The 25,494-nt window shown below is 61.0% G+C and carries 24 protein-coding genes; 3 read left to right on the forward strand and 21 right to left on the reverse strand.

Features of this window, described 5'->3' with window-relative positions; translation table 11 throughout:
* Positions 1 to 110 precede the first annotated feature (110 nt).
* The 9 genes from BV82_RS10560 to BV82_RS10600 all read right to left on the reverse strand — a co-directional run bounded on the left by BV82_RS10560 (position 111) and on the right by BV82_RS10600 (position 10,808).
* Positions 111 to 896, reverse strand: coding sequence for a MipA/OmpV family protein (locus tag BV82_RS10560; RefSeq protein ID WP_036994631.1), 786 nt, complete (start codon positions 894 to 896; stop codon positions 111 to 113).
* A gap of 264 nt (positions 897 to 1,160) precedes the next feature.
* Positions 1,161 to 1,568: a GNAT family N-acetyltransferase gene (locus BV82_RS10565; RefSeq protein WP_437127814.1), complete on the reverse strand. Its 408-nt coding sequence runs from the start codon at positions 1,566 to 1,568 to the stop codon at positions 1,161 to 1,163.
* A 10-nt stretch (positions 1,569 to 1,578) separates the two neighbouring features.
* Entirely contained in the window at positions 1,579 to 4,707 is a 3,129-nt protein-coding gene (locus BV82_RS10570; protein WP_036994634.1) for an efflux RND transporter permease subunit, read from the reverse strand.
* Positions 4,704 to 5,852, reverse strand: coding sequence for an efflux RND transporter periplasmic adaptor subunit (locus BV82_RS10575; protein WP_158491186.1), 1,149 nt, complete (start codon positions 5,850 to 5,852; stop codon positions 4,704 to 4,706). The genes BV82_RS10570 and BV82_RS10575 overlap by 4 nt, the downstream gene beginning before the upstream one ends.
* 80 nt (positions 5,853 to 5,932) lie before the next feature.
* Positions 5,933 to 6,532 (reverse strand): TetR/AcrR family transcriptional regulator, encoded by a 600-nt coding sequence (locus BV82_RS10580; RefSeq protein WP_036994637.1) that lies wholly within the window; start codon positions 6,530 to 6,532, stop codon positions 5,933 to 5,935.
* A gap of 84 nt (positions 6,533 to 6,616) precedes the next feature.
* Complete coding sequence (locus BV82_RS10585) at positions 6,617 to 7,732, reverse strand: agmatine deiminase family protein (protein ID WP_036994640.1); 1,116 nt, start codon at positions 7,730 to 7,732, stop codon at positions 6,617 to 6,619.
* 24 nt (positions 7,733 to 7,756) lie between these two features.
* A complete protein-coding gene (locus BV82_RS10590; protein WP_036994642.1) occupies positions 7,757 to 8,848 on the reverse strand; it encodes an extracellular solute-binding protein in 1,092 nt (363 codons plus the stop codon).
* Positions 8,845 to 9,750, reverse strand: a complete 906-nt coding sequence (aguB, locus tag BV82_RS10595) for an N-carbamoylputrescine amidase (protein WP_010225442.1) — start codon at positions 9,748 to 9,750, stop codon at positions 8,845 to 8,847. Before aguB ends, BV82_RS10590 begins: the two co-directional genes overlap by 4 nt.
* Positions 9,747 to 10,808 (reverse strand): agmatine deiminase family protein, encoded by a 1,062-nt coding sequence (locus tag BV82_RS10600; RefSeq protein WP_010225440.1) that lies wholly within the window; start codon positions 10,806 to 10,808, stop codon positions 9,747 to 9,749. The genes aguB and BV82_RS10600 overlap by 4 nt, the downstream gene beginning before the upstream one ends.
* Before the next feature lie 125 nt (positions 10,809 to 10,933).
* Here BV82_RS10600 and BV82_RS10605 point away from each other — a divergent pair, with 125 nt between their 5' ends.
* On the forward strand, positions 10,934 to 11,827 hold the full coding sequence (locus tag BV82_RS10605; protein WP_036994644.1) for a LysR substrate-binding domain-containing protein: 894 nt from the start codon (positions 10,934 to 10,936) through the stop codon (positions 11,825 to 11,827).
* On the opposite strand, the gene BV82_RS10610 is transcribed toward BV82_RS10605, so the two are convergent.
* The 10 genes from BV82_RS10610 to BV82_RS10655 form a co-directional block, all read right to left on the reverse strand.
* Complete coding sequence (locus BV82_RS10610) at positions 11,799 to 12,473, reverse strand: polysaccharide lyase family 7 protein (protein ID WP_010225436.1); 675 nt, start codon at positions 12,471 to 12,473, stop codon at positions 11,799 to 11,801. The two genes, BV82_RS10605 and BV82_RS10610, sit on opposite strands and share 29 nt — an antisense overlap.
* A gap of 247 nt (positions 12,474 to 12,720) precedes the next feature.
* Entirely contained in the window at positions 12,721 to 14,073 is a 1,353-nt protein-coding gene (locus BV82_RS10615) for a glutamine synthetase family protein (RefSeq protein WP_010225433.1), read from the reverse strand.
* Between the two features lie 23 nt (positions 14,074 to 14,096).
* Positions 14,097 to 14,654 carry a helix-turn-helix domain-containing protein gene (locus tag BV82_RS10620; protein ID WP_036994645.1) on the reverse strand — a complete coding sequence of 186 codons (558 nt, stop codon included), beginning with the start codon at positions 14,652 to 14,654 and terminating at the stop codon, positions 14,097 to 14,099.
* A gap of 11 nt (positions 14,655 to 14,665) precedes the next feature.
* Positions 14,666 to 15,955, reverse strand: a complete 1,290-nt coding sequence (locus BV82_RS10625) for an NAD(P)/FAD-dependent oxidoreductase (RefSeq protein WP_036994646.1) — start codon at positions 15,953 to 15,955, stop codon at positions 14,666 to 14,668.
* Positions 15,956 to 16,054: 99 nt separating this feature from the next.
* Positions 16,055 to 16,348 carry a helix-turn-helix domain-containing protein gene (locus BV82_RS10630; RefSeq protein WP_010225429.1) on the reverse strand — a complete coding sequence of 98 codons (294 nt, stop codon included), beginning with the start codon at positions 16,346 to 16,348 and terminating at the stop codon, positions 16,055 to 16,057.
* Between the two features lie 113 nt (positions 16,349 to 16,461).
* On the reverse strand, positions 16,462 to 17,142 hold the full coding sequence (locus BV82_RS10635) for a S24 family peptidase (protein WP_036994648.1): 681 nt from the start codon (positions 17,140 to 17,142) through the stop codon (positions 16,462 to 16,464).
* A 62-nt stretch (positions 17,143 to 17,204) separates the two neighbouring features.
* The gene (locus BV82_RS10640) at positions 17,205 to 17,660 is read right to left on the reverse strand and encodes a multidrug/biocide efflux PACE transporter (protein ID WP_010225427.1); all 456 of its coding nucleotides are present in this window, start codon (positions 17,658 to 17,660) and stop codon (positions 17,205 to 17,207) included.
* 148 nt (positions 17,661 to 17,808) lie between these two features.
* A complete protein-coding gene (locus BV82_RS10645; RefSeq protein ID WP_036994649.1) occupies positions 17,809 to 18,747 on the reverse strand; it encodes a cyclase family protein in 939 nt (312 codons plus the stop codon).
* Between the two features lie 167 nt (positions 18,748 to 18,914).
* Entirely contained in the window at positions 18,915 to 19,400 is a 486-nt protein-coding gene (locus tag BV82_RS10650; RefSeq protein WP_010225424.1) for an adenosine-specific kinase, read from the reverse strand.
* Positions 19,401 to 19,543: 143 nt separating this feature from the next.
* On the reverse strand, positions 19,544 to 20,416 hold the full coding sequence (locus BV82_RS10655) for a universal stress protein (protein WP_010225422.1): 873 nt from the start codon (positions 20,414 to 20,416) through the stop codon (positions 19,544 to 19,546).
* 291 nt (positions 20,417 to 20,707) lie between these two features.
* On the opposite strand from BV82_RS10655, the gene BV82_RS10660 reads away from it, so the two are divergent.
* Positions 20,708 to 21,760: an alpha/beta hydrolase family protein gene (locus tag BV82_RS10660; protein ID WP_036994652.1), complete on the forward strand. Its 1,053-nt coding sequence runs from the start codon at positions 20,708 to 20,710 to the stop codon at positions 21,758 to 21,760.
* 116 nt (positions 21,761 to 21,876) lie between these two features.
* On the opposite strand, the gene tssI is transcribed toward BV82_RS10660, so the two are convergent.
* Both tssI and BV82_RS10670 read right to left on the reverse strand, forming a co-directional pair.
* Entirely contained in the window at positions 21,877 to 23,070 is a 1,194-nt protein-coding gene (gene tssI / locus BV82_RS10665) for a type VI secretion system tip protein TssI/VgrG (RefSeq protein ID WP_244993538.1), read from the reverse strand.
* A 316-nt stretch (positions 23,071 to 23,386) separates the two neighbouring features.
* Complete coding sequence (locus BV82_RS10670; protein WP_010225414.1) at positions 23,387 to 24,490, reverse strand: polyamine ABC transporter substrate-binding protein; 1,104 nt, start codon at positions 24,488 to 24,490, stop codon at positions 23,387 to 23,389.
* A 138-nt stretch (positions 24,491 to 24,628) separates the two neighbouring features.
* On the opposite strand from BV82_RS10670, the gene BV82_RS10675 reads away from it, so the two are divergent.
* Positions 24,629 to 25,420, forward strand: a complete 792-nt coding sequence (locus tag BV82_RS10675; RefSeq protein WP_036994655.1) for a response regulator transcription factor — start codon at positions 24,629 to 24,631, stop codon at positions 25,418 to 25,420.
* Positions 25,421 to 25,494: the final 74 nt, after the last annotated feature.

Raw genomic sequence — 25,494 nt, forward strand, 5'->3', positions numbered from 1 at the left:
GATGAACCTCCTGGTGTGCGTGAGGGGCTCATGTTCCGGCCTGGCGCGCGCGGTTGTCAAACAGGGCTGCAGGCACCTCCCGTGGAGCCTGCGGCACAAGGGTGGGCGTTCTAGAAGCTGTACTCGAGCACGCTGGCGATGGAGGTTTGCACCCGGCGGTCGACGATCGGGCTGTCACTGACATGCCCGGAAAGGTTCTGTACATCCAGCAGGGTATGCAGGCGGGTATTTTCGCCCAGTGGCAGACTCCAGGTCAGGTTGACGCCCTGGCTGACCAGGCCGCCATGGGTCTTGTGCGCGGCAAAGCGGCTGTTGGCGGCTTGCTGCTCACTGACGCCGTACCAGGTGCGGACGTAGTCGGCGTCACCAAACAGCGCATTGACGTTGCCGGTCAGGCTACCGAAATCACCTTCGTACAGCGAGGTGCCGACACTCAACTCGAGGGTCTGGTAGGCGGAGCCGGTGTCTTTGTTGCTGTCTTTTTTCAGCGCATGTTCGAACGTGGCGCCGAAGGTGAGCGGCCCCCAGGTGTAGGAGCCTTCCATGCCCACCAGGGCGCGGGATTTGATCGAGCCCATGCCGCGCAGACGGTCGGAGCCGCGATAGCCTTTCTTGCGGTCTTTGCGTTCGTCGCTGGTGCCGATGTAGGTGCTGAAACTGGCGTCGTCCCATTCCTGTTTCCAGCCCAGGTCTTTTTCCTTGAGGAAGAACCCGTAAGGGCTTTCGATCTCGAAGCCAAGCACTGGTGCCGTAGAGCGTTCACTGCTGCCGCTGTAACGCGGCGCATTGGCCGCGCCGCCTTGCAGGGTAAATTGCCAATCGTCGGCCAATAAGTGCGCTGAAGTGGTTATCAGACAGAAGCCGGTCAATGCAGTATAAATCCGTGTTGTCTTCATGGTGGTTTACGAGAGTTTCGTGAACTAAGGATCTTTTATGCTAGGGGGCTTCGTTGTTAGTATCCGTGTGCAGGATGTAAAACTTTGTTAGTTGCAAATCAGTCAATGGCTTTCAAAAGTTTCGAGCGCAGTAGTGCCGCGCCATACAGTAGGCGATGAATAATAGAAGGGCGGGCGATGTTGATAAGCAGGCAATACCGTTTGCCGCAGGGCAGGAATCTCCAGTTGTGTGCTGGACGTTCTTTCGGGCAGAGGTAATAACGTTTACATCTGCTGTTTGCGGGTACGCATGATGTACTCGGGGTGGCCGGTGTGTTGATCCACCGCTTCCGCGATGGGGGTAAAGCCCTGCGCCAGATAAAACTGGACACTGGCGTGATTTTCTTTATACACCGACAGGGTCAATTCTGTTCGTTGCTGCTTGGCGTGGGCAATTAGCGCTTTGCCAATACCTTGGCCTTGGCACGCTGGGCGGACAAAGATCGCCGCCAGGTTATTATCATGCAGTGCATAAAAGCCGGTCGTTTTACTGTCGTCTTCGGCGACATACACTTGCGAGGCGGGTAAATAGAGTGTGCGCATGTTGTCGACCTGAGCGCGCCAAACGGCTGGATCGACAAAGGAATGGGCCTGGATCGAGGCCGCCAACCAGATATCCAGAACCGCTTCCATGTCGTTTTCTTCAAATGGTCTGATCATTCTCTGCCACTGTTCGTTGTAGTTGCGCTGTCGCCCGGTCATGCGCGGTCACCGAGGTGAGTGTGGCCAGGCGCGGGGCCAGCCAATTGTTCAGGTCGTCCATGTAGCTGAAGACCACCGGCACGAAGACCAGGCTGAGCAAGGTTGAGGTCACCAGTCCGCCGATAACCGCAATCGCCATGGGCGCGCGAAAGCCGGCATCGGCGCCGCTGCTGAGGACCGCCGGAATCATGCCTGCCACCATGGCGATGGTGGTCATGACAATGGGTCTGGCACGTTCGGCGCCTGATTGCATCAGTGCCAGCTGCCGGGGCATGCCGGCGCGGCGTTTTTCGATGATGAATTCGACCATCAGAATCGAGTTTTTGGTAACGATGCCCATCAGCATCAGCAAGCCGATCACCACCGGCAGGTCGATGGCCGCGCCATACAACAGCAAGCCACCGATGGCACCGCCGACTGCCAGGGGCAGGGAAACGAGGATGGTCAGCGGCTGCAGGAAGTCGCGAAACAGCAGGACCAGCACGGCGAACACCATGAGGATGCCGAAGGTCATCGCCGTGGCGAATTTCTCGAACATTTCATTCATGTACTCGGCATCGCCATACTCCACCTCGCGCACGCCAAGGGGCAGGTGCTGCAAGGCAGGTGTGGCCTGGATCGCTTCCAGTGCCGAACCGAGGGTTATGCCGGCGAGGTCGGCGTCCACCGAGATTCGCCGCAGCCGGTCGAAGCGTTCGATCTTTGTCGGGCCACTGCCGTAGTCGATGTCGGCGACGCTGTGCAGGGCCAGGGTGCCGCCGTTGTCGCTGGCCACCCGCAGATTGCGCAGGGTGTCGAGGTCGCCTTGCTGCGCCTGGGCAAGTTGCACGCGAATCGGTACTTGCCGGTCGTGGAAGTTGAAGCGCGCTGAATTGGCATTGATATCGCCCAAGGTGGCAATCCGCGCCACGGTGCCAATGGCCTGGGCGCTGATGCCAGAGCGGGCGGCCTCATCCAGGCGCGGGCGGATCAACAGCTCCGGTCGCGGCAAGGGCTCATTGACCTGGACGTTGGCCAGCCCCTTGATCATGCGCATTTCGCCTTGCAGCGCGTAGGCGGCCTGGGACAGTTGCCGGGCGTCGGCACCGACGAGAATCACCGAGATGTCTCGCGCCGCACTGTCGCTGCGAAAGGCAAAGCGCACATCGGCGAACTCGCCGAGAAGCGGTCGCACCGAGTGTTCGAACGCCTTCTGGCTCCGATCGCGCTGCTCGGGTGGCACCAGGCGCACGAGTAATTGGCCACTGGCGACATCGGTGGTGCCGGAGGCATCTTCGCCGCCGGCGGTGCTGAAGACAAACAGCACCTGCGGCTGCTCGCGCAGTTTTGCCGCCATCTGTTGCAGGGTCCGGTCGGTCTGCGCCAGTGGCGTGCCGGGCGGCAGGGACACATCGATGCGGCTCAGGCTGGTATCGCTGACCGGCATGAAACCTGAAGGCAGCAGCGGTACCAGGGCAAAGGAGGCCAGCAGGAAAGCCGCCGCGATCACCAGGCTCTTGCGCCGATGCGCCAGTGCCCACTCAAGCAGGCGCAGGTAGCGACCGAGCAAGCCGGCGGGTGCCTGCGTAGCATGCTGCTGATGCTCAATCGATTTGGGCTTGAGCAGGTAGGCAGCCATGAGTGGCGTCAGCAGCCGTGCCACCAGCAGCGAGGTCAACACCGCGGCCGACACGGTGATGCCGAAGGGGGTGAAGTACTGGCCGACAAAGCCACCGATAAAACTCACCGGCAGGAACACCGCAACGATGGTCGCAGTAATCGCCACCACGGCAAAGCCGATGGCGTCCGAGGCATCAATGGCGGCCTGGTAGGGGCGCTTGCCCTGATCCAGGTGACGTTCGATGTTCTCGATTTCGACAATCGCATCGTCGACCAGGATGCCGATTACCAGGGTCAGGGCCAGCAAGGTGATGCTGTTGAGGCTATAGCCGAACCAGGTCATGGCGGCAAAGGTCGGCAGGATCGACAAGGGCAGGGCGATGGCCGCCACCAGGGTCGCGCGCCAGTTGCGCAGGAACAGGAACACCACCAGCACGGTGAGTAGTGCGCCTTCGATCAGGGTCATGATCGCGGCGTTGTAGCTGGCCAGCGTGTAGTCGACCATCGAGGCGACCTGCTGGACCTCGATATCCGGGTGATGTTGCTGCAGGCGCTGTAGTGCAGCCTCTACTCCTGCAGCCACTCGGGTATCGCTGGAACCCTTGGCGCGAAATACGGCAAAGCCGACCACCTGCTCACCGTTCAGGCGCGCCTGGGCGCGCATTTCGCCGGCGCCATCGACTACGCTTGCCAGCTCGTTCAAGCGTGCCCAACGTCCGTCTGGCAGGGCGATTGGCGTTTCACTCAAGGCTTGCACGGTCAGGGCGCTGCCCAGGGTGCGTATGGATTGCTCGCTGTCGGCGAGAATCGCCCGCCCGCCGGGCACGTTGCTGTTGCTGTGCAGCAACTGGGTGTTGACCTGGTCGGCCGAGATGCCCAGTGCCTCAAGTCGCTCGGGCTTGAGTTCGACCTTGACCTCACGCTCCAGACCGCCCAGACGCTGTACTTTTTGTACCCCGGGTACGCCAAGCAGTTCCCGGCCGAGTACGTCATCGACAAACCAGCTCAGGTCCACGGCATTGCGGGCGCTGGATTTGACTGCGTAGTTGAGGATTGCCCCGCCCTCGACATCAATGCGGGTGACCAGCGGCTCTTCAATGGTTTGCGGTAAGTCCGCGCGAATTTGCCCGATAGCGTCGCGGATATCGTTGGCGGCGCGGTCGGGGTCGATACCGAGCTGGAACTCCACGGTGGTTACCGAAATGGCATCGGCAATCGTCGAGGTGATGTGGCGGATGCCTGCCAGGCCGGACACCGCACGCTCGACCCGTTGAGTGACGGCATGCTCGAGTTCGCTCGGCGCGGCACCGACCTGGACAACGGCGACGGTAATCACCGGAAAGTCGACCCGCGGGTTGGCGTTGATCGGCAGGTCGATAAAGGAAACCCAGCCGGCCACGGCCAGTACCAGGAACAATACCAGGGTAGGGATGGGCCGCCGAATGGCCCAGGACGACACCGCCAGGCTCATTGTCCTGGCTCCTGCGCCAGGCTGACCACGTCACCGTCGCGCACGAATGCCGAGGCGCTTGCCACCACTCGCTCACCGCCGGCAAGGCCGCTGCTGACCTGCACCCGCAGGCTGTTGCGCTGGCCGAGGGTCACGCTGCGCACGCTCGCCTGGCCATTGTCATCGAGCACCATGACGGTGGCGCCGCCGTCATCGGTAAAGGTCACCGCCCGTAACGGAATGACCACCGCAGCGGTGCTGGTGCCGGTTTCGATCCTGCTGCTGGCAAAACTGCCCGCGCGCACCCCGGGCGTTGCCGCGAGGCTGATGCGCACACGCCCGAGCCGGCTGCCAGCATCCACCTTGGGCGCCAGCAAGCGCACCGTGCCGGCGACGCTGTCGGGCATTCCTGCGACGTGCACCTGAACCGCGGTACCGACCCGAATCGTCTGCAGGGCACTTTGCGCCAGCTCGCCATCAAGCTCGAGTTGCCCGTCACGTATCAGCTTGAACAGCGGCTCACTACCGGCCATGGCACCCAAGCGGGCGTGACGTTCGGAGATGATGCCGTTGACCGGGGCAAGGATGTCGGCCTTGTCGCGGCGAGTGCGGGCGTCACTCAGTTGTGCGACGGCCTGTTGATGCTCGGCCCGGGCGGCGGCCAACGCGGCGGCGCTGGCATGGGCCTGGGCGCGCTGCTGGTCGAGTTGCTGGGCGCTGACCGCGCCGATGCTGCCCAGCTCATTGATCCGCGCCAGGCTGGCCTGTGCCTCGATATCCAGCGCTTGCTGTTGCTTGATCAGGGCAGCATTACGACTGAGGGTTGCCTCGGCCTGGCGCACCTGGGCGTCGAGGGTATCGGTTTCCAGTTGCGCCAGCAGTTGCCCGGTCACCACCGTGTCGCCTTCCTCGACCCATACCCTGGCAATGCGTGTGTCTTGCAGTGCGGTACCGATCGACACCTCGTCGCGAGCTACCAGGCTGCCGGTCACCTGGAGGGTCTGGCTCACGGTGCCGGGTTCGGCCAGCACGCTGCTGACCTTGAGCAGGGGCACTTGCGCAGGGGCACTGACCGGTTGTTCGCTGGCAGGCATCACCAGCACCCAGCCAGTCACGAGCAGTAACAACAGGCCGGGGATCACCAGGCGGGGTTTGTCTCGCAGCACAGATACCATCGCGATCAATCTCGAGTGGGCACATCAACAAGGGAGGCAACAGCGAGTACGACAGGCCGATGTCAGGAGGCTTATGGCTGAATCTGCAGGAACCTGCGGATGATCGTACGCAGCGTCGGTCCATGGGCTTTGGCCTTGAAGCCTGGCTCGAGCACGACGCGGCCGATGCCGCCTTCGGTCAGGGCGATCAACCAGGTCGCGGCCATCGATGTATCGAGCGTCGGGTCGATCTGCCCGGCTTTGATACCACGCTTGAGCAAGGCCTGCAGATCGGCCTTGACCTGGGTGTCATTGGCGGCAAGCAGGGCTCCGACCTCGGGGTTGCGCAAGGCTTCAGCGGCGACTTCGAGGCTGATTCGGGCGTAGGTGGGGTCGCTGCACAACTCCATCATGGCGATGGCGATGTTCTCGATGGCAGTGAGGCTGTCCTTGGTCTTGGCGTGGTGGGCGATCAACTCGGCCATGCCATGCTGGTCGTCCTGGGCAATGGCCTCAATGATCGCGTTCTTGCTGGGAAAGTAGTGGAACAGGTTGCCCGGGCTCATGCCCGCAGCGGCGCAGATTTGCGCCGTCGAGGTGGAGTGAAAGCCACTGCGCGCGAAGCACTCGATGGCCGCGTCGAGGATCTGCTTACGTTTGGCGGCGACTTTCTCCGGGTCTACGGTTCTCATGGCGGGCTCATTAATAGACTGACTGATCGATCTATTATTGGCCTGCTGCTGCACGCCGTCAAGCTAACAAAGTGGCTGACTGGATTACTGCCGGGTATCGGGCATGTTCTTGCTGATGCAATGAATCCCGCCGCCACCCGCGGCAATCGGATCGATATTGACCTGCTCGATGATCCGCCCCGGGTACAGCTCGCCGAGCAATTGCTTGCAGTGCTGATCGGCCTGCGGGTCGCCAAACTGTGGCGCGATCACCGCGCCATTGATCGGCAGGTAGTTGATGTAGCCGGCGGCAAACTCCGGGTTGTCGCGGGTGAAGCGGTTGCTGCGCAGTTTGCTTGGCGGTGGCAGCAGGTGCACGGTCAAGCGGCGGCCGTCGGCGTCGGTGGCCTGTTTGAGGATTTCCAGGTGCTTGCGGGTGACCCGGTAATCGTAGGCGTCCGGGTCGTTGTCGAGGTTGGCGATCACCACCCCTGGCTCGACGAAGCGCGCGTAGAAGTCGACGTGGGCATCGGTGATGTCCTGGCCCTTGATGCCCGGCAGCCAGATGATCTTGCGCAGGCCGAGGTTGGCCTTGAGCTCGGCCTCGACGTCGCTACGGCTCCAGTCAGGGTTGCGGTTGGCGTTGATCCAGCAGCTTTCGGTGATGATCGCCGTGCCGTGGCCATCCACTTCGATGCCGCCGCCTTCGCCGGTCAGCTCGCTTTGCAGGTAGGGCACGCCCAGGGTTTCGCTGAGCGTTGCCGCCACGCGGCTGTCGTTGCGGTGGCGTTGCTTGTTGCCCCAGCCGTTGAAGTTGAAGTCCATCAGCGCGCTGTTGCCGTCGTCGTCGATGACAAAGCAGCCGCCGTAGTCGCGGATCCAGATGTCGTCCAGCGCCATCGGCAGGAACTCGAAGTTGTCGCTGCCGCATTGCTGGCGCGCCTCAGCCAGGTCTTCGGGGCGGCAGAGTACGCTGACTGGCTGGTAGCGGGCGATGGTTCGGGCCAGTTGCGCGATGCAGCTGTTGACCGCGTCCGCCTGGTCTTCCCAGACATTTTCGGCGGCGGCGAAGGCCAGGAAGATCCGCCGCTGGGCCTGGTCTTCTTCGGGCATGAACCAGCGCGCGTCAGCGGCCATGGCCAGGCGCAACGGGCCCAGGCCCAGGCCGGCGATGCCGGCGGCGACTGACAGATGCTTGAGAAAGGTACGACGGGGTGTCATCGGTGTGGCTCTCGTAGTAACGGCTCAATGGGCCGAGGAGGTCTTGAGGGTGGTCCAGGTGCGCATGCGCGCGCGCATGTCTTTCTGGGAAATGTCCTTGCCCGGGATCAGTCGCGCGTAGGTCGCATCGCTGACGTAGATGTCCGGGTTGTCACGCATCTGCGGCTCGACCAGTGGCCGCGCCTTGGCGCTGGAGGTGGGGTAGCCGGTGAAGGAACTGATGGCGGCCATCTGCTGCGGCTGCGTGACGAAGTTGATAAAAGCGTAGGCGTATTCCGGGTGGGCGGCGTCGGCGGGGATGGCCATGCTGTCCATCCAGATGGTCGTGCCTTCCACCGGGATGTGATAGCGGAATTCGACCTTTTTACCGGCGGCATCGGCGGTGCGCTGGGCCTGGATCATGTCGCCGCTGTAACCGAGCGAAATGCAGGTATCGCCATTGACCAGCTGGGTCACCGGCTGCGACTGGAACTTGCGGATGTACGGCTTGATCGCCCCCAGCATCTGGCGGGCGGCGAGCAAGTCGTCGGCCTTGCCGCTGCGCGGGTCCTTGCCCAGGTAGTGCAGCACCACCGCCAGCACCTCGTCGGGCGAATCGATCATCGAGATGCCGCAGTCGGCCAGCAGCGCGGCGTTCTCCGGTTTGAACAACAGGTCGAGGCTGTTGACCGGGGCATTGGCGATGCGCTGCTCGATGGCCGCGCGGTTGTAGGTCAGGCCAATGCTGCCCCAGGTGTAGGGCACGGTGCTCTCGCGCGAGTTGGGGTAGCGCTGGTGCAGGCGCTGCAGGCCGGGCTCGATGTCTGCCAGGTGCTCGAGCTTGCCCGGGTCGAGTTTTTGCAGGGCGCCGGCGCGGGCCAGGCGCTCGGCCACGGTGTCACCGGGGAAGATCAGGTCGTAGCCGCTGTGGCCCGACAGCAGCTTGGCCTCCAGGGTTTCGCTGCTGTCCATGACGTCGTAGATGACCTTGATGCCGGTCTGGGCGGTGAAGTCCTTGAGGGTGTCTTCGGCAAAGTAATCCGCCCAGTTGTACAGGCGCAGTACTTTATCTTCGGCACTGGCCAGGCCGCAGCTCAGGGCCAGGGAGAGGGCGAGCAGGGTTTTCAGGCTGTTCATGCGCCTTGCCTCCAGGTGGTGTGCGGGTGACGGCCATCCAGGCTCAACAATGCGCCGTACATTTCCGGGCGGCGGTCGCGGTAGATGCCCCAGGTCAGGCGCTCCTCGCGCATGTGTGCCAGGTCCAGCTCGGCCAGCAGCACGCAGGTGTTGTCGCGATCCGCTTCGGCCAGCAGGCGGCCCTTGTGGTCGGTGATGAACGAGGAGCCGTAGAAGCGCATGTGCAGCTCGGCATCGCTGCGCGCCACTTCAACGCCGGTGCGGTTGGCGGTGATCACCGGGAGGATGTTGGCGGCGGCGTGGCCGCGCTGGGTCAGCTGCCAATGGTCGCGTGAGTCCAGCGCCGCGGCGCCGGGTTCGGAGCCAATGGCGGTAGGGAACAGCAGAATTTCTGCGCCCTGCAAGGCCAGGCAGCGAGCGGTCTCGGGGAACCACTGGTCCCAGCAGATGCCCACGCCGAGGCGCCCGACGGCGGTGTCCCAGACTTTGAACCCGGTATCGCCGGGGCTGAAGTATTCCTTCTCCTGGTAGCCGATGGCGTTGGGGATGTGGGTCTTGCGATAGACGCCGAGCAAGCGCCCGTCGGCATCGGCCACGGTCAGCGAATTGAAGTAGGCGTTGCCGGCCTGTTCGAACCAGCTCAGCGGCAGCACCACACCCAGTTCTGCCGCCAGGGCGGCAAAACGCTGCAACAGCGGGCTGTGGTCATAAGGCTCGGCCAGCGCCAGATGCGTGTGGCATTGCTCGATGCAGAAGTACGGCGTGGCGAACAGCTCGGGCAAGAGGATCAGCTTGGCACCGGCTGCCGCGGCCTCGCGCACCAACTGCTCGGCGCGGTCGAGGTTGTCGGCCAGGTTCCAGTTGCAGGCCAGTTGCAGGCTGGCGACGGTCAGGGCGCTCATGCGTTGTTCCCCGCCAGTGGCCAGGCCGGTTGCTGCTGGGTGATGCAATGCACGCCGCCACCGCCGTGGGCCAGTTGGTTGATCTGTACCGGCACCACCGTGCGGTCGGGGAAGGCTTGCTGCAGGGTGGTGGCGGCCTGCTGGTCGGCGTCGATGCCGTAGGCCGGCATGATCACGGCACCGTTGCACAGGTAGAAGTTGGTGTAGGAGGCGCAGAACACTTCGGCGTCGGTATCGACGGCCGCCGAGGCTTCGTACAGGTCGATCAGCTCGAAGTGTCGGCCACGGGCGTCGGTCGCCCGTTCAAGGGCGCGGCGGTTCTCTTTGGCCACCTGGGCGTAGGTAGAGGTTTGGTCGTGGGTCGCATCGACCAGCAATACGCCCGGTCGGGCGAATGCACAGACGCCGTCGACGTGGCCATCGGTCATGTCGCCGGTGACGTAATCCGGGTCGCCCGGCAGCCAGATGACCTTGTTCACCCCCAGCAGGCGGATGAAGATTTCCTCGATGTCGTTTTTGCTCAGGCCCGGGTTGCGGTTGGGGTTGAGCAGTACCGATTCGGTGGTGATCAGCGTGCCGTCGCCATCGACATGAATGGCGCCGCCTTCGTTGGCCAGGAAACTGCCGAAGCACGGCAGGCCCAGGCCATTGAGTACTCGCCGGGCCAGGCCCTCATCGAGGTCATGGGCCGACTTGGCGCCCCAGGCATTGAAGCGCCAGCTGACCCCGGCCAGGCCCTGCTGCGGGTGGCAGATGAAACTTGGGCCGGAGTCGCGGCACCAACTGTCGTTGACGGCGATTTCGATCAGCTCGATGTTGGCCGCGCACAGCGCCCGGGCCTGGGCGGCCGCACTGGGGTCGACCACCAGCTTTACCGGCTCGAAGCGGGCGATGGCGTTGGCGACCCGGGCAAAATCGGCCTGCACATTCGCCAGGGTCACGCCCCAGGTCGACTCCCACAGGGCCTGGTTGTGCGGCCAGACCATCCAGGTGGCGGCGTGCCTTGCCCATTCGGCGGGCATGAACCAGCCGTTGTTGTTGGCGCTGTCGTTGTGCATTGCAATAGCCTTCAGTTAAGTAATTGTTTTCAGCAGGATTGCCTGGGTGTCCATGCTATAACTGGGCTTTGCCCCTGAACAAACGATGGATTTTGCCGATATATGATTAGCTGGGCTTATCAATCATGCTGAAACACTGGCCACCCCTCAACACCTTGCGCGGCTTTGAAGCGGCGGCGCGCCTGGGCAGTTTTCACAAGGCCGCCGAAGAGCTGCACCTGACCCAGTCGGCGATCAGCCAGCAGATCCGCAGCCTGGAAAGTTACCTGGAGCAACCGCTGTTCTTTCGCGAAGGGCGCAGCGTATCGCTCACCGATGCCGGCCACGACCTGCTCAGCACCACCCAGGTGATGCTGCAGCAACTGACCGTTGGCATCCGCCGCCTGGAGCAGTACCGCAAGCCCAACCAACTGGTGGTCAACACCACGCCGGCATTTGCCCGGCACTGGCTGGTGCCGCACCTGGGCGACTTTCACCGGCTGTATCCGGACGTGGACCTGTGGCTGTTCACCAGCGATGAAATCCCTGACATGACCACTCAAACCATCGACGTTGCAGTGCGTGACGACATCAGCGCCCAGGCTGATTGTGGCTTTCGTGTGTTGTTGCAGGATCGCTTGTATCCGGCCTGTCACCCGCGCTTGCTGGCGCAAGAGGTGCAGCAGCGGACCACTCTGCATGGCGAGCGGGAAATGGACTGGAGCTACTGGCACACCCAGGGTGGCGAGGGCGTAGGGCAGAAGCTGCAGGGCCTGAATTTTTCCGACCCCGGGCAGTTGCTGGACGCTGCCAGCCAGGGCTTGGGCATTGCCCTGGTGAGTGCCTTGCTGGCCGAACAGGCGCGCGTGCAAGGCAGCCTGGTGGCCCTGACCGAGCAGACCGTGCGCGGCCCCAAGTGGGCATGGCTGGTACACCGCAACAGTGAAGGGGAGGCCTTGACTGTGAGCTTCTGCCAATGGCTGGAGCAGCGCCTGGCGGGCAGCTCAGGGCTTAATGGTGACCCAGCGCCAGCGCGCTGATGATGCAGATCGAACCGTCAGTGCTGAGTGTGCTGTCGTTGTAGTCGACCTGGTTGTAAACCCCGCCGTGGAAGTTGAAAGTGCGGCTGTTCCAGCTGGAATCCATCTGCAGCGGGCCGCTGCTGGCGGTGCTGCCATTGCAGGTGGCGAAGAGGGTGACCACGCCTTGGGCAGTGACATCGAGGATGATCTCGAACGCGGCGCCCAGCGGCACATTGGCCAACAGGGTGACGCTGGCCGGGGCGGTTTGGTTGTAGCTCTGGCGAAAGCCGTAGGTGAGTTTGCCCTTGTTCCAGAACACCTTGACCGTCGGGCTGTCGTCGTCTTTGACGTGCAACTGGGAGATCACCACCTTCTGCGCCGAGTTGACCTTGGTCAGGGTCATGGTCTGGTGGTTGTGGTGTTTGACTGCGCTGTTGAGTGACCAGTAGCTGGGCTCTTTCCATTCGCAGCGGGTGCGGTGGGTGCTTTTGCTGGAGGCGCCCTTGGTCGGGGCAGTGAAGCGGACCGAACCGTCGCTCAAGGTAGCGATGACCTCGGGCAGTTGCTCCAGGGCCTGGGCGCCGGTCAGTTCCAGGGCGGTGGGGTCGGTGCTGGACTTGGCCACCGGAGTGGTGATAGTGAGGCGGTCGATGTTGACGCTCATGGGTTTCTCCTTCCGTTTTGGATGTAGGCCCTCTCTGAATTGAATGTGGGCTTGAGCTAATATTTAGCTTCAAGATAAAGTTTCGTCAATGGCTAAATAAGTGCGGGCTGCAATTTCTCTGGGAGCTAGCCAGCACATCACGTGACAAGTCCAGCTCCCACAATGGATCTGTATACACCCCACCCTGTGGGAGCTGGCTTGCCAGCGATGAGGCCGGTGCAGCCAGCAAGGGTTTTGCCTTCAGTCGTTAAAGAAACCAGCGATACTCCCGCGCACTCACCTCATGCATGAACGCCAGGTGGTCCTGGCGCTTGTTCTCGCAGTAGACCATGACGAACTCGCTGCCCAGTTGCTCATTGACCACCGGGTGATGACGCATGGCCGCCACCGCCGCGAGCATGTCCTTGGGAAAGTCGATGCCGCTGCTGCGGTCGTCGTTGAGCGGTGCAATCGGCTCCTTGCCAGCATCCAGGCCATGCTCCAGACCACTGAGGATCGCCGCCAGCACCAGGTACGGGTTGGCATCGGCGCCGGGCAGACGGTGCTCGATACGCAGGTTGCGCGCATCCGATTCGGGGATGCGGATGCACGCGTCGCGGTCTTCAAAACCCCAGCTGGCGCGGCTGGCGGCATTCACCATAGCGCCGTAGCGACGCATGGCGTTGTGGTTGGCGGCAAAGATCGGCATGCAGTGCGGCAGCAGCTCCAGGCAACCGGCCACGGCATGGCGCAGCGGGCGCTGGTCATCGGCCGCCAGCAGGTTGTTGCCCTGCGGGTCGTAGAGGCTGACATGCACGTGCATGCCGCTGCCCGGGGCATCCAGGTAGGGCTTGCTCATGAAGCTGGCGCGCATGCCGTGCTTGAGCGCCACGCCTCGGGTGCTGCGGCAGAACAGTGCGGCCCAGTCGGCGGCGCGCAGGCCATCGTCGCAGTGGCCGAAGTTGATCTCGAACTGGCCCGGGCCCAGTTCTGCCGTAATCACGTTGGCGTCCACGCCTTGTTCGTTGGCGGCTTCGACCATTTCCCGCAGCACATCGGAATAGCGCGACAGGCGCTCGATGTGCATGTTCGGCTGGTCATCCGGATCACCACTGAACGGGTCGTGGGGGAACTGCGGCAGGCCGTCCTTGAGCGTGCGGTCGAACAGGTAGAACTCCAGCTCGAAGGCCACCACCGGGCGGATGCCGCGCCGCCGCAGGCGCTGCAAGACTCGTGCAAGCACTTCGCGCGGCTCGAATTCAATCGGTGCATCGGTGCCGTCGGAGCTGATCAGCATCTGCCCCAGTGGCTGGTTCTCCCAGCGTACCGGCTTGAGAGTGCCTGGGATCAAACGCCGTGGCGCATCCGGGTCGCCGTCGTTGAAGCAATAATCACCAATCGGGTGCAGGCCGCCCTGAACACCGAGCAGCACGCAGTTCTGCGGCAATTTCAGGGCGCTGCCGGCGGCGACCTTTTCGAGCATGTCGATGGGGTAACGCTTGCCGTAAAAGTGCCCGGGGATGTCCAGGCTGATCAGGTCTACATAACGCACCTGAGGATGCTCGGCGCGAAACGCGCGTACTTCGTTCAGCAGTTCAGGGCAGTCTTTGATTGTTGTCATTACGTGCGATCCTGCGCTTGGTTTCAACGGAATACCCAGAGCACCCGGGTAGTGTGGTCGGTCAGATTGGCGTAGCGGAACTGGCTGTGCGGCGGCAGCTGGAAGCTGTCGTTGGCGTGCAGGGTGACCGGTACGTGTGCGTCATCGAGCCAGATGCTCAGCTCGCCTTCGAGCACAAAGCCGCCTTGCTCGGAGCTGTCGTCCAGGTGCCCGTCACCGCTGTTGGCGCCCGGCGCCAGGTGGCTTTCGAGCATGGAAAAACCACCGTTGAGCTTGGGCGAGACCAGCACATCGGTGACCCCGGCGGCGTAGTACAGGGTGCGCCGTTCGCCGGGGCGGGTGACCCAGTCCACTTGCCGTGGCTTGCTCAGGTTGTAGAAGTAGGTGGTGGGCACGCACAGGGTTTCGCTGATGGCGGTCAGGTCGGCCACGGTCGGCCGTGACAGGCCGCGCTCGACCTGGGAGAGAAAACCCACCGAACGGTCGATGCGTTCGGCCAGCTCGCCGAGAGTCAGGTTGCGGTGCTTGCGCAGGTCGCGGATGAGGATCGCCAGGCTTTCGATTTCTTCCTGCATGTCCATGGATGGTCCTCTCAGATAGTGTCACGCAGGCGGTACCAGGCCTTGGCGGCAGCTTCCAGCGGCGCGGCGAGCAGGTCGCCGCCGGGGAAGCGGCCGTTGTCGATGGCCTGGTACAGCGCCAGCACATCAGGGTTGCCAAGGATCGCATCGCTGACCGCCCGGGCGCCGGCCAGGGTTGGCAGCACGCCATGGCCAGAAAACCCCTGTAGCCAGTAGCGCTGGCCCTGGCGGCCGATGTCCGGGGTGCGGCGCAGGCTGCAATCGATATGGCCGCCCCAGGCGTAGTCGATCGGCACGCCCTGCAGCTGCGGGAAGGCCCGTTCCATCACCGGGCGGGTGGCGGCGGCAACGTCCTTGGGGATGCCGCCCAGGTAGGTGCAACCGCCGCCGAACAGCAGGCGATGGTCCGGGGTCAGGCGGAAGTAGTCGGGGACGAACTGATTGTCGATCACGCAGCTGTTGTGCGGCAGCAGCGAATGGGCCAGGGCCGGGTCCAGGGGCGCGGTGGCCACCTGATAGGAGCCCACCGGCAGCAGGCGCTGTGACAATGGGCGGTCGAGCTGGTCGATGTAAGCGTTGCAGGCCAGGATCAGCACATCGCTGCGGATCTCGCCCTGGTCGGTGCGGGCGACAAAGCCTGCCGGGGTGTCGCGGTAGCTGAGCACCCGGCTCTGCTCGAAGATCCGTCCGCCGCCCGCCTCGATGGCGCTGGCCAGGCCCTGGGCCAGTTTCAGCGGATTGAGGTGGGCGCCTTCGGCGTCATACAGCGCGGCCTGGTAGCGCGGGCTGCCAATCCATTCGGGCAATTCGTCACGCTCGATCACCCGCAACTGGTCATAGCCCCATTTAGCTTCGGCCTCACGCCGGGCCGCATGGAGCATGGCCACGCGCCGGGGCAGCACCGCCGCCCACAGGCTGCCGCGCCGGTAGTCGACGGCAAAGCCGTGGCGTTCGGGCAACTCGCGCATCTCGCTGGCGGCCCAGCGCATGCTGTCCCACAGGCGCCGTGCGCGCTCCTGGCCAAGGGCTTTTTCCAGGGGGGCCATGTCGCACGACCAGCCCAGCAACGCCTGCCCGCCATTGCGCCCGGACGCCGCCCAGGCCACCCGGCTGGCTTCCACCAGGGTCACCCGCTTGCCGGCCTCGGTCAGGCGCAAGGCGGTGTGCAGGCCGCTGAAACCGGCGCCGATGATCAGCACCTCGGTATCGAGACGTTCCTGCAGGGTAGGGCGCAGAGGGATAGGGGCGGGGTAGGTCTGGGCGTAATAGCTGGCGACATGCTGGGCGGATTGCTTGAACATGGCGGACCTCATGAATTTTTATTGGTATTTTTTCATGAAAAACTACCAGATAAATTTCACGAGGCCAAGCAATGCCCAGGCGCAATTGCCGGGCTGGCTCTAGACCGCAGGTTTGCGCTGATGCTTGCTGGTTTCGATCTCGTCAGCCAGGCGCGGGCTGTAGCTGCGCGTGGGGATGCCGGTGAGGCGTTCGAACATCAATGCGAACTTCATGTCCAGCGCGCGCTTGCCGGTCATATAGGCATTGAGGGTGGTCACGCTGACGCCCAGCTCGGCGGCCATGCGCCGCTGGGACACCCGCTCTGCCTGGCGCTGCCTGGCCTTGAGCGCGGCAAATGCCTTGCGCAGTGCCAGCAGCTCTTCTTCTTCCCACACCCACAGATTGCCGCTCATGATTCGATCTCAGTCACACGGATTCGGTCGAGCAATCCGTTGCTGGAATCGCTACATCCTGCTGCTGCCATTTAGTGGTGATTAACCGACCGGGGCGGTCGGTTGTTTTCTCATCATACTCTTCGTGCGTTCCAAACCAGTAGCACACGGCCATGAATCTGCAGCATTTCCAGTGCCGCACCCTCGATCAGCACCGGCGGGTACAGCGGGTTGTCGGAGATCATTCGCAAGGCGCCATCGGTCAGGCGCTGCAGGCGCTTGACGAACAGGTCGCCGTCGAGACTGAAGACATAGATGGCATCGCTGCGCACCTCGTTGACGCCACGGTCGACCAGCAACGCGTCACCGTCGTTGAAGGTGCCGGCCATGCTGTCACCGTCGCCGCTGATGATCGCCAGGTTATGCGCGCCGGAATAGCTGATGCCCTGGCCGCGCAGCCAGTCCAGGTGCACGGTCAGGTCACGGATCACCTCGACATGGGCTGGCGGCGTGTTGCCGTTGCCCATGGAACCGCGGATGTCGAAGTGGGCGATGCTGACGAACGCGCTGCTCAGCGCCTTGCTGCTGGCAGGCACGCCAGCGTCGCCTTGCAATACATCCATCCAGCCTGCCGGCAGGTGTTCGGCCTGTTCAATACGGCGGGCGACTTCATCACCGAGGTTTTTTTCCGTGCGCATCGACAGAATCTGGCTCAGGTGCGCAGGGCTCATGCCCCAGCGCTCGGCACAGCTGGCCTTGCGCTGGGTGCCGAGCAACTGCACCAGGTTGTGCTTGCGAATCGCGTAGATATCCATGGGGTGCAGAATGCCACTATTTAGCTCGATGCTAAAGAGGCCCACGCGCTTTACTCGTACCGTTACCGGGCCCGGGCCACGCTGACTGGCGCCCTCAGCAGGCGCTGACGCAGCAGGTCATAGACCCAGTTGTAGGCCATGGTGTAGGGCAGCATGAAGGCGAAGAAACCGATCTCCAGCAAAAACGCCTGCACCAGTGACACATCGAGCATCAACGCGGCAATCGGCACGCCGATCAGCACAAAGCCGGTTTCAAAGCCGCCCGCGTGCAGGGCGCGGACCTTGACCGTACGCGCTACCCGGCTCACGGGCCAGAAGCGGTCGAACGCCGCGTTGTAGAGCATGTTCCAGATCATCGCCACGGTCGACAGCATCACCGCCAGCGCGCCCATCTCCAGCATCGAACGGTCGAGCAGCCAGGCGCCGATCGGCGCGCAGATCAGCACGGCGATGACTTCAAAGCCGACGGCATGGACGATGCGTTCAGCGAAGGATTTGTGGGTGGCTTGCAGTTTCATGACGTCACCTTGAGGTGTGTTTCGATGGCGTCATTTTCATCGCTTTTTTGCTTATGTTAAAAATAGGTTCCATCGTAAAAAACGATATGTTGGTTGCCTGCGAAGACACCGGATGTGAAGCGACGCATCGACTAACGCCAGAGCGCTATCAGTGAATGGCCACCGGGTTGATGTTGACCTGGGTCGAGCCCTTGTACAGCGGCTGGCCGAGCACGAACAGGAACTCGAAGGCCTTGTCGCGCACCAATGCACGGCTGTCGATCAGTTCCAGGTTGTAGATGCCGCGCTTGGCCAGCATGTACTGGTTGACCGGGAACTCGTCCTTGCCATGCGGGTTCGGATAAACCTCGCTGGCCCAGGTGTCGCCGCCGAAGGCGACGATGCCCTGGTCGGCCAGCCACTGCGCCGCTTCCATGCCGATACCGGGTTCCACTTCCAGGAACTGCTTGTTGTCCTTGCCGATCAATTCCAGCCAGCTGGTGTTGAACAGCACCACATCGCCCTTGCGCAGGGTCAGGCCTTGCTGCTTCAACACCGCCTGGATGTCGGCCACGCTGAACTCCGTGCCACCGGGCACGATGGCCTTGCCGTAGTAGGCCGTCATGTCCAGCACCACGCCACGGGTCACGATCGGCGGCACTTTCTCGACACCGAGCTTGGTGACGCCATCGACCGTCACGAAGTCGGCCGCCTTGTTGCCGTTGTAGTACACGTTGTCGATGCCGATATGGCCGATCCCGTTGAGTTGGGTGCCAACGCCGGTCCAGGCGTTCACCAGTTCATCGTTGAAGGTGAACTGGTTCGGTCCCAGCGACTTGCCGGCTTGCTGCCCGACCTGCACGTTGTACAGGCGAAAGCTGCGATGGCGGAAAGCCGGAAGGTTCTTGTCCACGGGGACGGCCAACGGGTATGTCTTGCCCGTCTTGACCAGGCCGACCGCCTGCTTGACCACGTCGGCGGTGAGCAGGTTGGCGGCGCCGATTTCGTCGTGCTGGCCGTAGGGCGAGTGTTGCCAGTCGGCGGCCAGGGAGGCCTGGGCGGTGGTGGCCAGGGCGGTGGCGAGCAGCAGGGGCTTGAAGACATTCATACGGGTTCTCCTGAACGGGACGTCAAATCAGGAGTGGATTCTGGGTGCAGGCGCGGGGTGGAAACAGCAGCCTGGGGGACAATGACTTTTGCCTTCAGGTCAAAGGCAAGTGTTTCACGGTGCCGTGATGTTCTGGCCGATGCTGGCCATCCATGACCAGCAGCAGTTCACTGCTTGTAGCCAATCTGGCGCAACAGGTTCTTGCGCCACAGGATGTCTGCGTCGCCCTCAATACCCGTGGCGCAGAAGCCATCCACTACGCCCAGGATTGCTCGGCCTTGTTCGGTCTCAGCGAGAATCACCTCGGTTGGATTGGCGGTTGCACAGAAAATACGGCAGACCTCTGGAACCATTTTCAGGGTGTTCAACACGTTCAGCGGATAGAAACCGTCGCCCAGGAAAATGATGAAGCTATGGCCGGCGGCGATGGCTTGCGCATTTTTCTGTGCAAGCTCGATCATGGCGGTATCGGTGCCGGACCATCGCACCAGGCAGTTGCCAGAGGCTTCACAAAAGGCCACGCCAAACTGGATACCGGGCACGGCGTTTACCAGCGCTTCGTGGATGTCTTCGACGGACTTGATGAAGTGCGTCTGGCCCAAAATGAAGTTTGTCACCTGCGGCTTATCGATGTTCAACGTGATCAGTTGCATTTCGAACACCTCCTTTCACGGTGTCGCTACCAGTGCCTGGCAACAGATCAAGCATAGCTACTGATGGGGTAAACCTGCCTGCCGGCAGTTTGAAATGTCGTGTTGTCGAGGACGCTGATTCAGCGTCCTCGACACTACACAGCCTACAAAGACACCAGCACATCACACTGAGAATCGTTGAGGACATGCTTGGTGACGCTGCCGATCAGCAGTTCTTCCAGAGCGCTTTCCCCCTGCTTGCCGATCACGATCAGATCGCAGTCCAACTCCTGCTCCTGCTCAAGGATCCGCCAGGAGGGGTCACCGTGCACCACGATTTGCCGGGCATTGGCCAGCCCAGCGGCCTCGCTCAATGCCGCGAGTTGGTCCACGGCATCTTTCCTGATGACGTTGCGGTAGTGAGTGAGGGTGTCCTGGTCGATGTGGGCGAAGCGCATGCTCCCCTCGAAGGGGGCCTCGAACACATGCAGGAGTATGATCTCGGCCTGCGGGGCAACAGCTTTTGCCTGTTCGATGGTGCGCAGCGATGAAGGCGAAAAATCAACGGCAACCAGCAAGGTACGGTAAGCGTCGCGGGGTGCCTGCTTGACCACCAGCAACGGGCAGAGCATACGGCTCAGCATTCTTTGCACGGTAGAACCCAGCAGGCGACGGGCCAGGCTATGCCCCTTCGCCCCACACACCAATAGGTTGCTGCGTTTGTCCTGCACTACGCGGGTGATTTCGCTGACAACCGCGCCGGGTGCGACCTGTACGCCAGCGTCGATGTCATAGCGCTGAAAGAGCATTGCTGCCAGTTGGTGAATTTTTTCTCCGGCCGTCTCCAGTACGCGTTTCAACAAGTGCTCATCAGGTACCACTACCTGCTTGAGACGCTCGAACGGGGCGGGGTTGGCAACGTAGAGCAGATCCAGTGCTGCATGCTGCGCCTTGCTCAACAGTGCAGCCCGCTCTGCCGCGTTGCGGGCAGAGGTGGACAAGTCGGTGGCAACCAGTACGTGGTTCAACGAGGTCATATGAGGCTCCTTATACAATGCTGCGCACATGGCCTTGAGCTCAAGGCGGTGGCCGCTTATCGATCCGTTCCTTGCTTGCAGCCATCGTCTCGCGAACCACTCCCGGCGCTTTGATTTGTGTCAAAGGTGTGGGCGCGGGGTAGGGCATCAGTCTGCGGGGCAGGCTCGCCCGGTGATGGGCAGTTGCTCCAGCGCGAGGCCATTGCGGGGCAAACCCATCCATGCGAAGGTGGATGCGCCTAACGCGGGTTCAGGTTGCAATGCATTTGTCTAATCAAGGAAGAAACGACATTGAAAATAGCTTTCAGCGGCTTATTGTTGACTTGTCTGACGACTATCGCCCTTGCTGACGAGAACCCTGTCGGCTTCCAATCGTCCACACTGGCGGACTCGCACAATGACCGCCCACTGGAGATGGTCGTTTGGTACCCCAGTGCAACGACCGCAGCCACGCAATTGATCGGCGATGATGTGGTGTTTGTCGGTGCCTCTGCCGTTCGTAACGCGCCGCCAGCTGCTGGCAAGCATCCATTGCTGGTGCTCTCCCACGGCTACAGGGGCAACTGGAACAACCAGACCTGGCTTGCCAGTGCTCTGGCCCATAGGGGCTACATCGTCGCGGCAATCAATCACCCTGGCACCACGACCCTGGACCGTAACCCTCAGGCTGCGGCGCAGTTATGGCAGCGCCCCGTTGATATGCGCCGAGTCATTGATAGGGTCACGACCCAACCTGAAAAGTTCGGCGTGGTCGCCAATGGCCGAATTGCAGTAGTGGGCCATTCACTCGGCGGCTTGACCGCCCTGGAGATCGCCGGTGCGCGTTTCGATCCAGACCGCTTCGCCAATGAATGCAAAGCACACCCGCAGTTATCAGGTTGCACCGTCTACGCAACGATAAACCCTGCAAACAGCTCAAAATCAAAGGCCGCATTGGCCGCCGACTGGCGCGATAAACGCGTCGCTGCCGTGGTTACATTGGACCTGGGCCTTTCACGGGGCCTGACCGATGAAAGCCTGGCCGCGCTGCCAGTACCTGCGCTGGTGATCGCTGCCGGCGCACCGTCGCACGAACTTCCCGCTGCGTTGGAGTCTGCCAACCTGGCCAAACGCCTGCCTGCGGCGTCAAGCCGTTACGTCGAAATCAGCGACGCAAGCCACTTCAGCTTCTTGTCGGTATGCAAACCTGGTGCGAAGGTACTGCTCGAAGAAGACGTACCAGGCGATGGCATCATTTGCGAGGATGGCGACAGCACTCGCCCGCGCGAGGCGATCCAACAGCAGGTTACAGCGCTGATTGCAGAGTTTCTTCAATCATCGCTCTACAAAGAAGGCAGTTTGTAAAGTCGTGGTACAGAGAACTGCACCTCTGTGCAGCCCTGAAGCAGCGGCTCGAAGTAGCGCGTAGATTTGTGCATCTGCATCCTCGGCGTGGACGTGCTGCAGGAAAACCGCGTCGACTACGAAATCATCGTCGCCGAGCGCGCCGGGCCGGTGATGTACATCGCCGAGGCGCTGTATTTCGGCCCGCGGCCCTGATCGGGGTCGCTTTCGAGAAATGTGACCATGACTTCCATGCCCGTTCGCGGGGGCGTAATTTCACAACTCCAATTGGCAGCCCCGCTCAGCCAACAACTATTCTTGTCGTCAAATCTATCTTCGCTGCCCCAGGGGAACTGGACCTTGACCCTTCCAAGGCGCCGATCACTCGGGGTCTCCTCGTCTTCCACTGCGATGACTACAGCGGTCTGGTTGCTAGGCACCTGAGGTTTCATGTGAGTCAAAGGCGGACGATAGAGTACGTCCCACGGCAGAACCATAAAGCGGTTGCGGTAACCCTGATGAAAGTCATCCTGGTTGTCAGTGTGGCCACTGGCGACGTGCTCACTCAATACCTGGGGTTGCTTGCCTTCGTGGATGACCTGGGTCAGTAGCCATAGGGCGTTCCACGCTTGGCGTGGCTGGCCGGAGATTTCCAGCACATGGCCACTGGCTAACCGGGCCTGGTCACTTTGCCCTTCAGCTTGACGATAAACCGCGTGGCGGCGCTGCATAGCACGAAGATTGGCAGTGGGTTGCCCAATCCTGGGAAAAGCCGCCTGATCATCGCCAAAGACCAGCACGTGGCCTTGAGCACTGTGTTGGAAGTGAAAGTGGATACCTTCTTCTTCGCACAAGCGCTGAACAAAGTGCAAATCCGTTTCATCGTACTGGATGCAGTAGTCACGCTCGGGATAGGTCGACCCTAGATGAAACCGATAAGCGTCGCCCAAAATCCCGTGCTCTTCCAATATCAACGCAACGATTTTCGGCACCGAGAACTGTTGATAGATCCTCTGGTTGATGCGGTGGCGCAAGTAGGACAGGTGCGGTACAAGGGCCAGGCTGTAGCGCGTCAAACGCTGACCGTTACCGCGTTGAGCGATGTGATAGACCCGTCCATGAATGCCGTTGCCCTTCGCATCGAAGGTCAGAAAAGCCTCAAGGTCGAAGAGGCTTTCGAGATCCAGGTCAGACCGCTCGCTAACAAGTTCCACGTTGAAGAAGTAAGGCCTGCTGATCGCCTCCTCTCCGCTGAATGCGAGCACTTGGAAATCGTGCTCAAAACCGTCGATTGTCAAACTGAAGTGGGTCTGATGGGCTGGGCTGAACATCCGCTGTTCTCTTTTTACCTAAGGTGTTGAATTGACGCTGTCGCAGACAGCAATGTCAGGACGCTGGGTACATTCAGCCCAGCTGCGCGAATGCCGTTACTCGTAATGGCCAGAGCAAGGGCCATCAGTATTGGCAGCTTCCGACGCCAACTCCAACGCGAGGCGAGCGTGTTTCACCGGGCGTTTAATCAGTGGGTCGGAGAGGGCCCTGGGTCATCTCGGGCTCAAGGGAGTAGCAGGCATTAATGTGCTGCTCGATCCACGCCTGTATAAAAATAAAGGCTTGCATCGAGCAACAGCGACAGATCACGTCAGATCACACACCACTCTTCACTTTGGTCCAGACCCGTGTGCGGATTCGCTCCAGCTTCAATGGCAGTGGCTCAAGTGGAATAAGTGTCGCAACAGTCTTTTTGTCTGGATAAATCCAAGGGTTGTCTCGCAGCGTCTGTTCGACAAACGCAGTGGCGTCTTTATTTGCGTTAGGGTAGAGCGTGTGGTTTGACGTCTTGGCAATGATTTCTGGTCGCAACATATAATTGATAAACGCCATGCCTTCCTTGGGGTGGGGAGCGTCTTTTAGCAGTACCAGATTTTCCGACCAGACCAGCGCGCCTTCGCGCGGAAGGCTGTAGGTAATCTTGCGTCCAGTCTTGGCCTTCTCGTTAATGGCCTGTGCAGCAAGGGCACCATTGGCCCATCCCACCACTGCACAAATATTGCCGTCAGCCAGGTCGGCGTCGATTCGGGATGAATCGAAATAGAGGACGTAGGGGCGGATTTTTAACAGCAGGGCTTGGGCCTTCTGGTAATCATCCGGGTTCTTACTGTTGCTAGGGAGTCCAAGGTAATGCAAAGCAATCGAAATGATCTCACTTGGAGAGTCAAGCATCGCCACGCCACACGACTGAAGCTTGCTGATGTTTTCTTCTTTGAAGATCAAATCCCAGCTGTTCACCGGCGCATTATCACCCAATGCCGCTTTGACTTTGTCAACGTCATAGCCAATGCCGGTAGTGCCCCATAAATAGGGCACCGCGTAGCGATTGCCAGGGTCATTGACCGCGACCTGGGCCAAGAGATCAGGGTCGATATGGGACAAATTACTCAGTTGCTCACGATCCAACGGCTGGAGTACTCCCGCCTGGATCAGGCTTGGCAACACATCGGAGGTGGCCACAACCACGTCATACCCCGTGCGCCCAGCCATTACCTTGCTCTGCATGATGTCGGCGCTGTCGAACGCATCCATGTGCACTCTGGTGCCGGTTTCCTGTTCAAACGCCTTTGGGGTCTCCGGTGCGAGAAGCCCGAACCAGTTATACAGATACATCCCAGGCTCTGCAGCCGCCACTGACGTGCTTATCCCTACACAGAGAAGCGTGGCCGAAAAAATGGTTCGCAAATGTGATTTTCTCATGCAACATCCTTGTCAAGACGATGTACCCTCATGGCCATCCTAGGCCCTGGCAGTGAATATACCGGGCGTTACCGAATAGTAAATACCTACGAATACTTACCCCTGACCTACGAATCCCTAACCCAAAAGGGGTAGAAAATGCCGTTCGACCTCCAGAGCCTGGCTTGGCACCGATCGATTGGGAAGCTGATCATGCAGTTGAACCGTCCAGAGTTCTGGAGTTCACTGGTTCGGGTGTTGAATGAATACGTGCAAATCGATAATTGGGTTGTATTGATTTTCAGCAGTCAACAAGTGGAAGTGGTTAGTCTTCCTGAGGTGGCAGATGCGGAAGAGGTGAACGCGTTCATTCATCGCTACGTGAAGGGGCTTTATTTGCTGGATCCATTTTATATCGCTAATCGAGAAAACCCACAGAGCGGTTTCTTTCACCTGCTGGATATTGCGCCAGAATATTTTCTTGAAACTGAGTATTATCATCAGTATTTCGCGCAATACATTTCTGCGGATGAGGTGCAGTACAATGTTCAGCTCGACGCCGATAGAACCTTGTGCATTTCCGTTGGTAGCAAAGTCCGTTTTGATCAAGAACAGATAACAATACTTGATATTGTCAAGCCGTGGGTGACTGCATTGATGCATCAGCGCATGTGTTTTGAAACTGACGTCGGGAAAAATCACGCGGAGCCACCGCTATGGCCAGAAACGATGACCCCGCTGGGCGCACAAATAACGACGCGCGAAAGTGATGTGCTGAGGTTGTTACTGAGTGGCTTCTCTAATAAAGAAATAGCCGGGAAGCTTTCCCTCTCGGTGGAGACGATAAAGGTTCACCGCCGCAACATTTACGGCAAATTGAACATCAAGTCGCAATCTGAATTGTTTGCTCGATTTTTTATGCCGAAACAGGATGCCTTCTCTACAACTTGAAGTCAGGTTTTTAGTCTGGATATTATCCTTAAATGGGGTCGCGGCTTCTGTACATGGCTCGCATCGAACTGTCC

Source organism: Pseudomonas donghuensis (assembly GCF_000696345.2).
GTDB lineage: Bacteria > Pseudomonadota > Gammaproteobacteria > Pseudomonadales > Pseudomonadaceae > Aquipseudomonas > Aquipseudomonas donghuensis.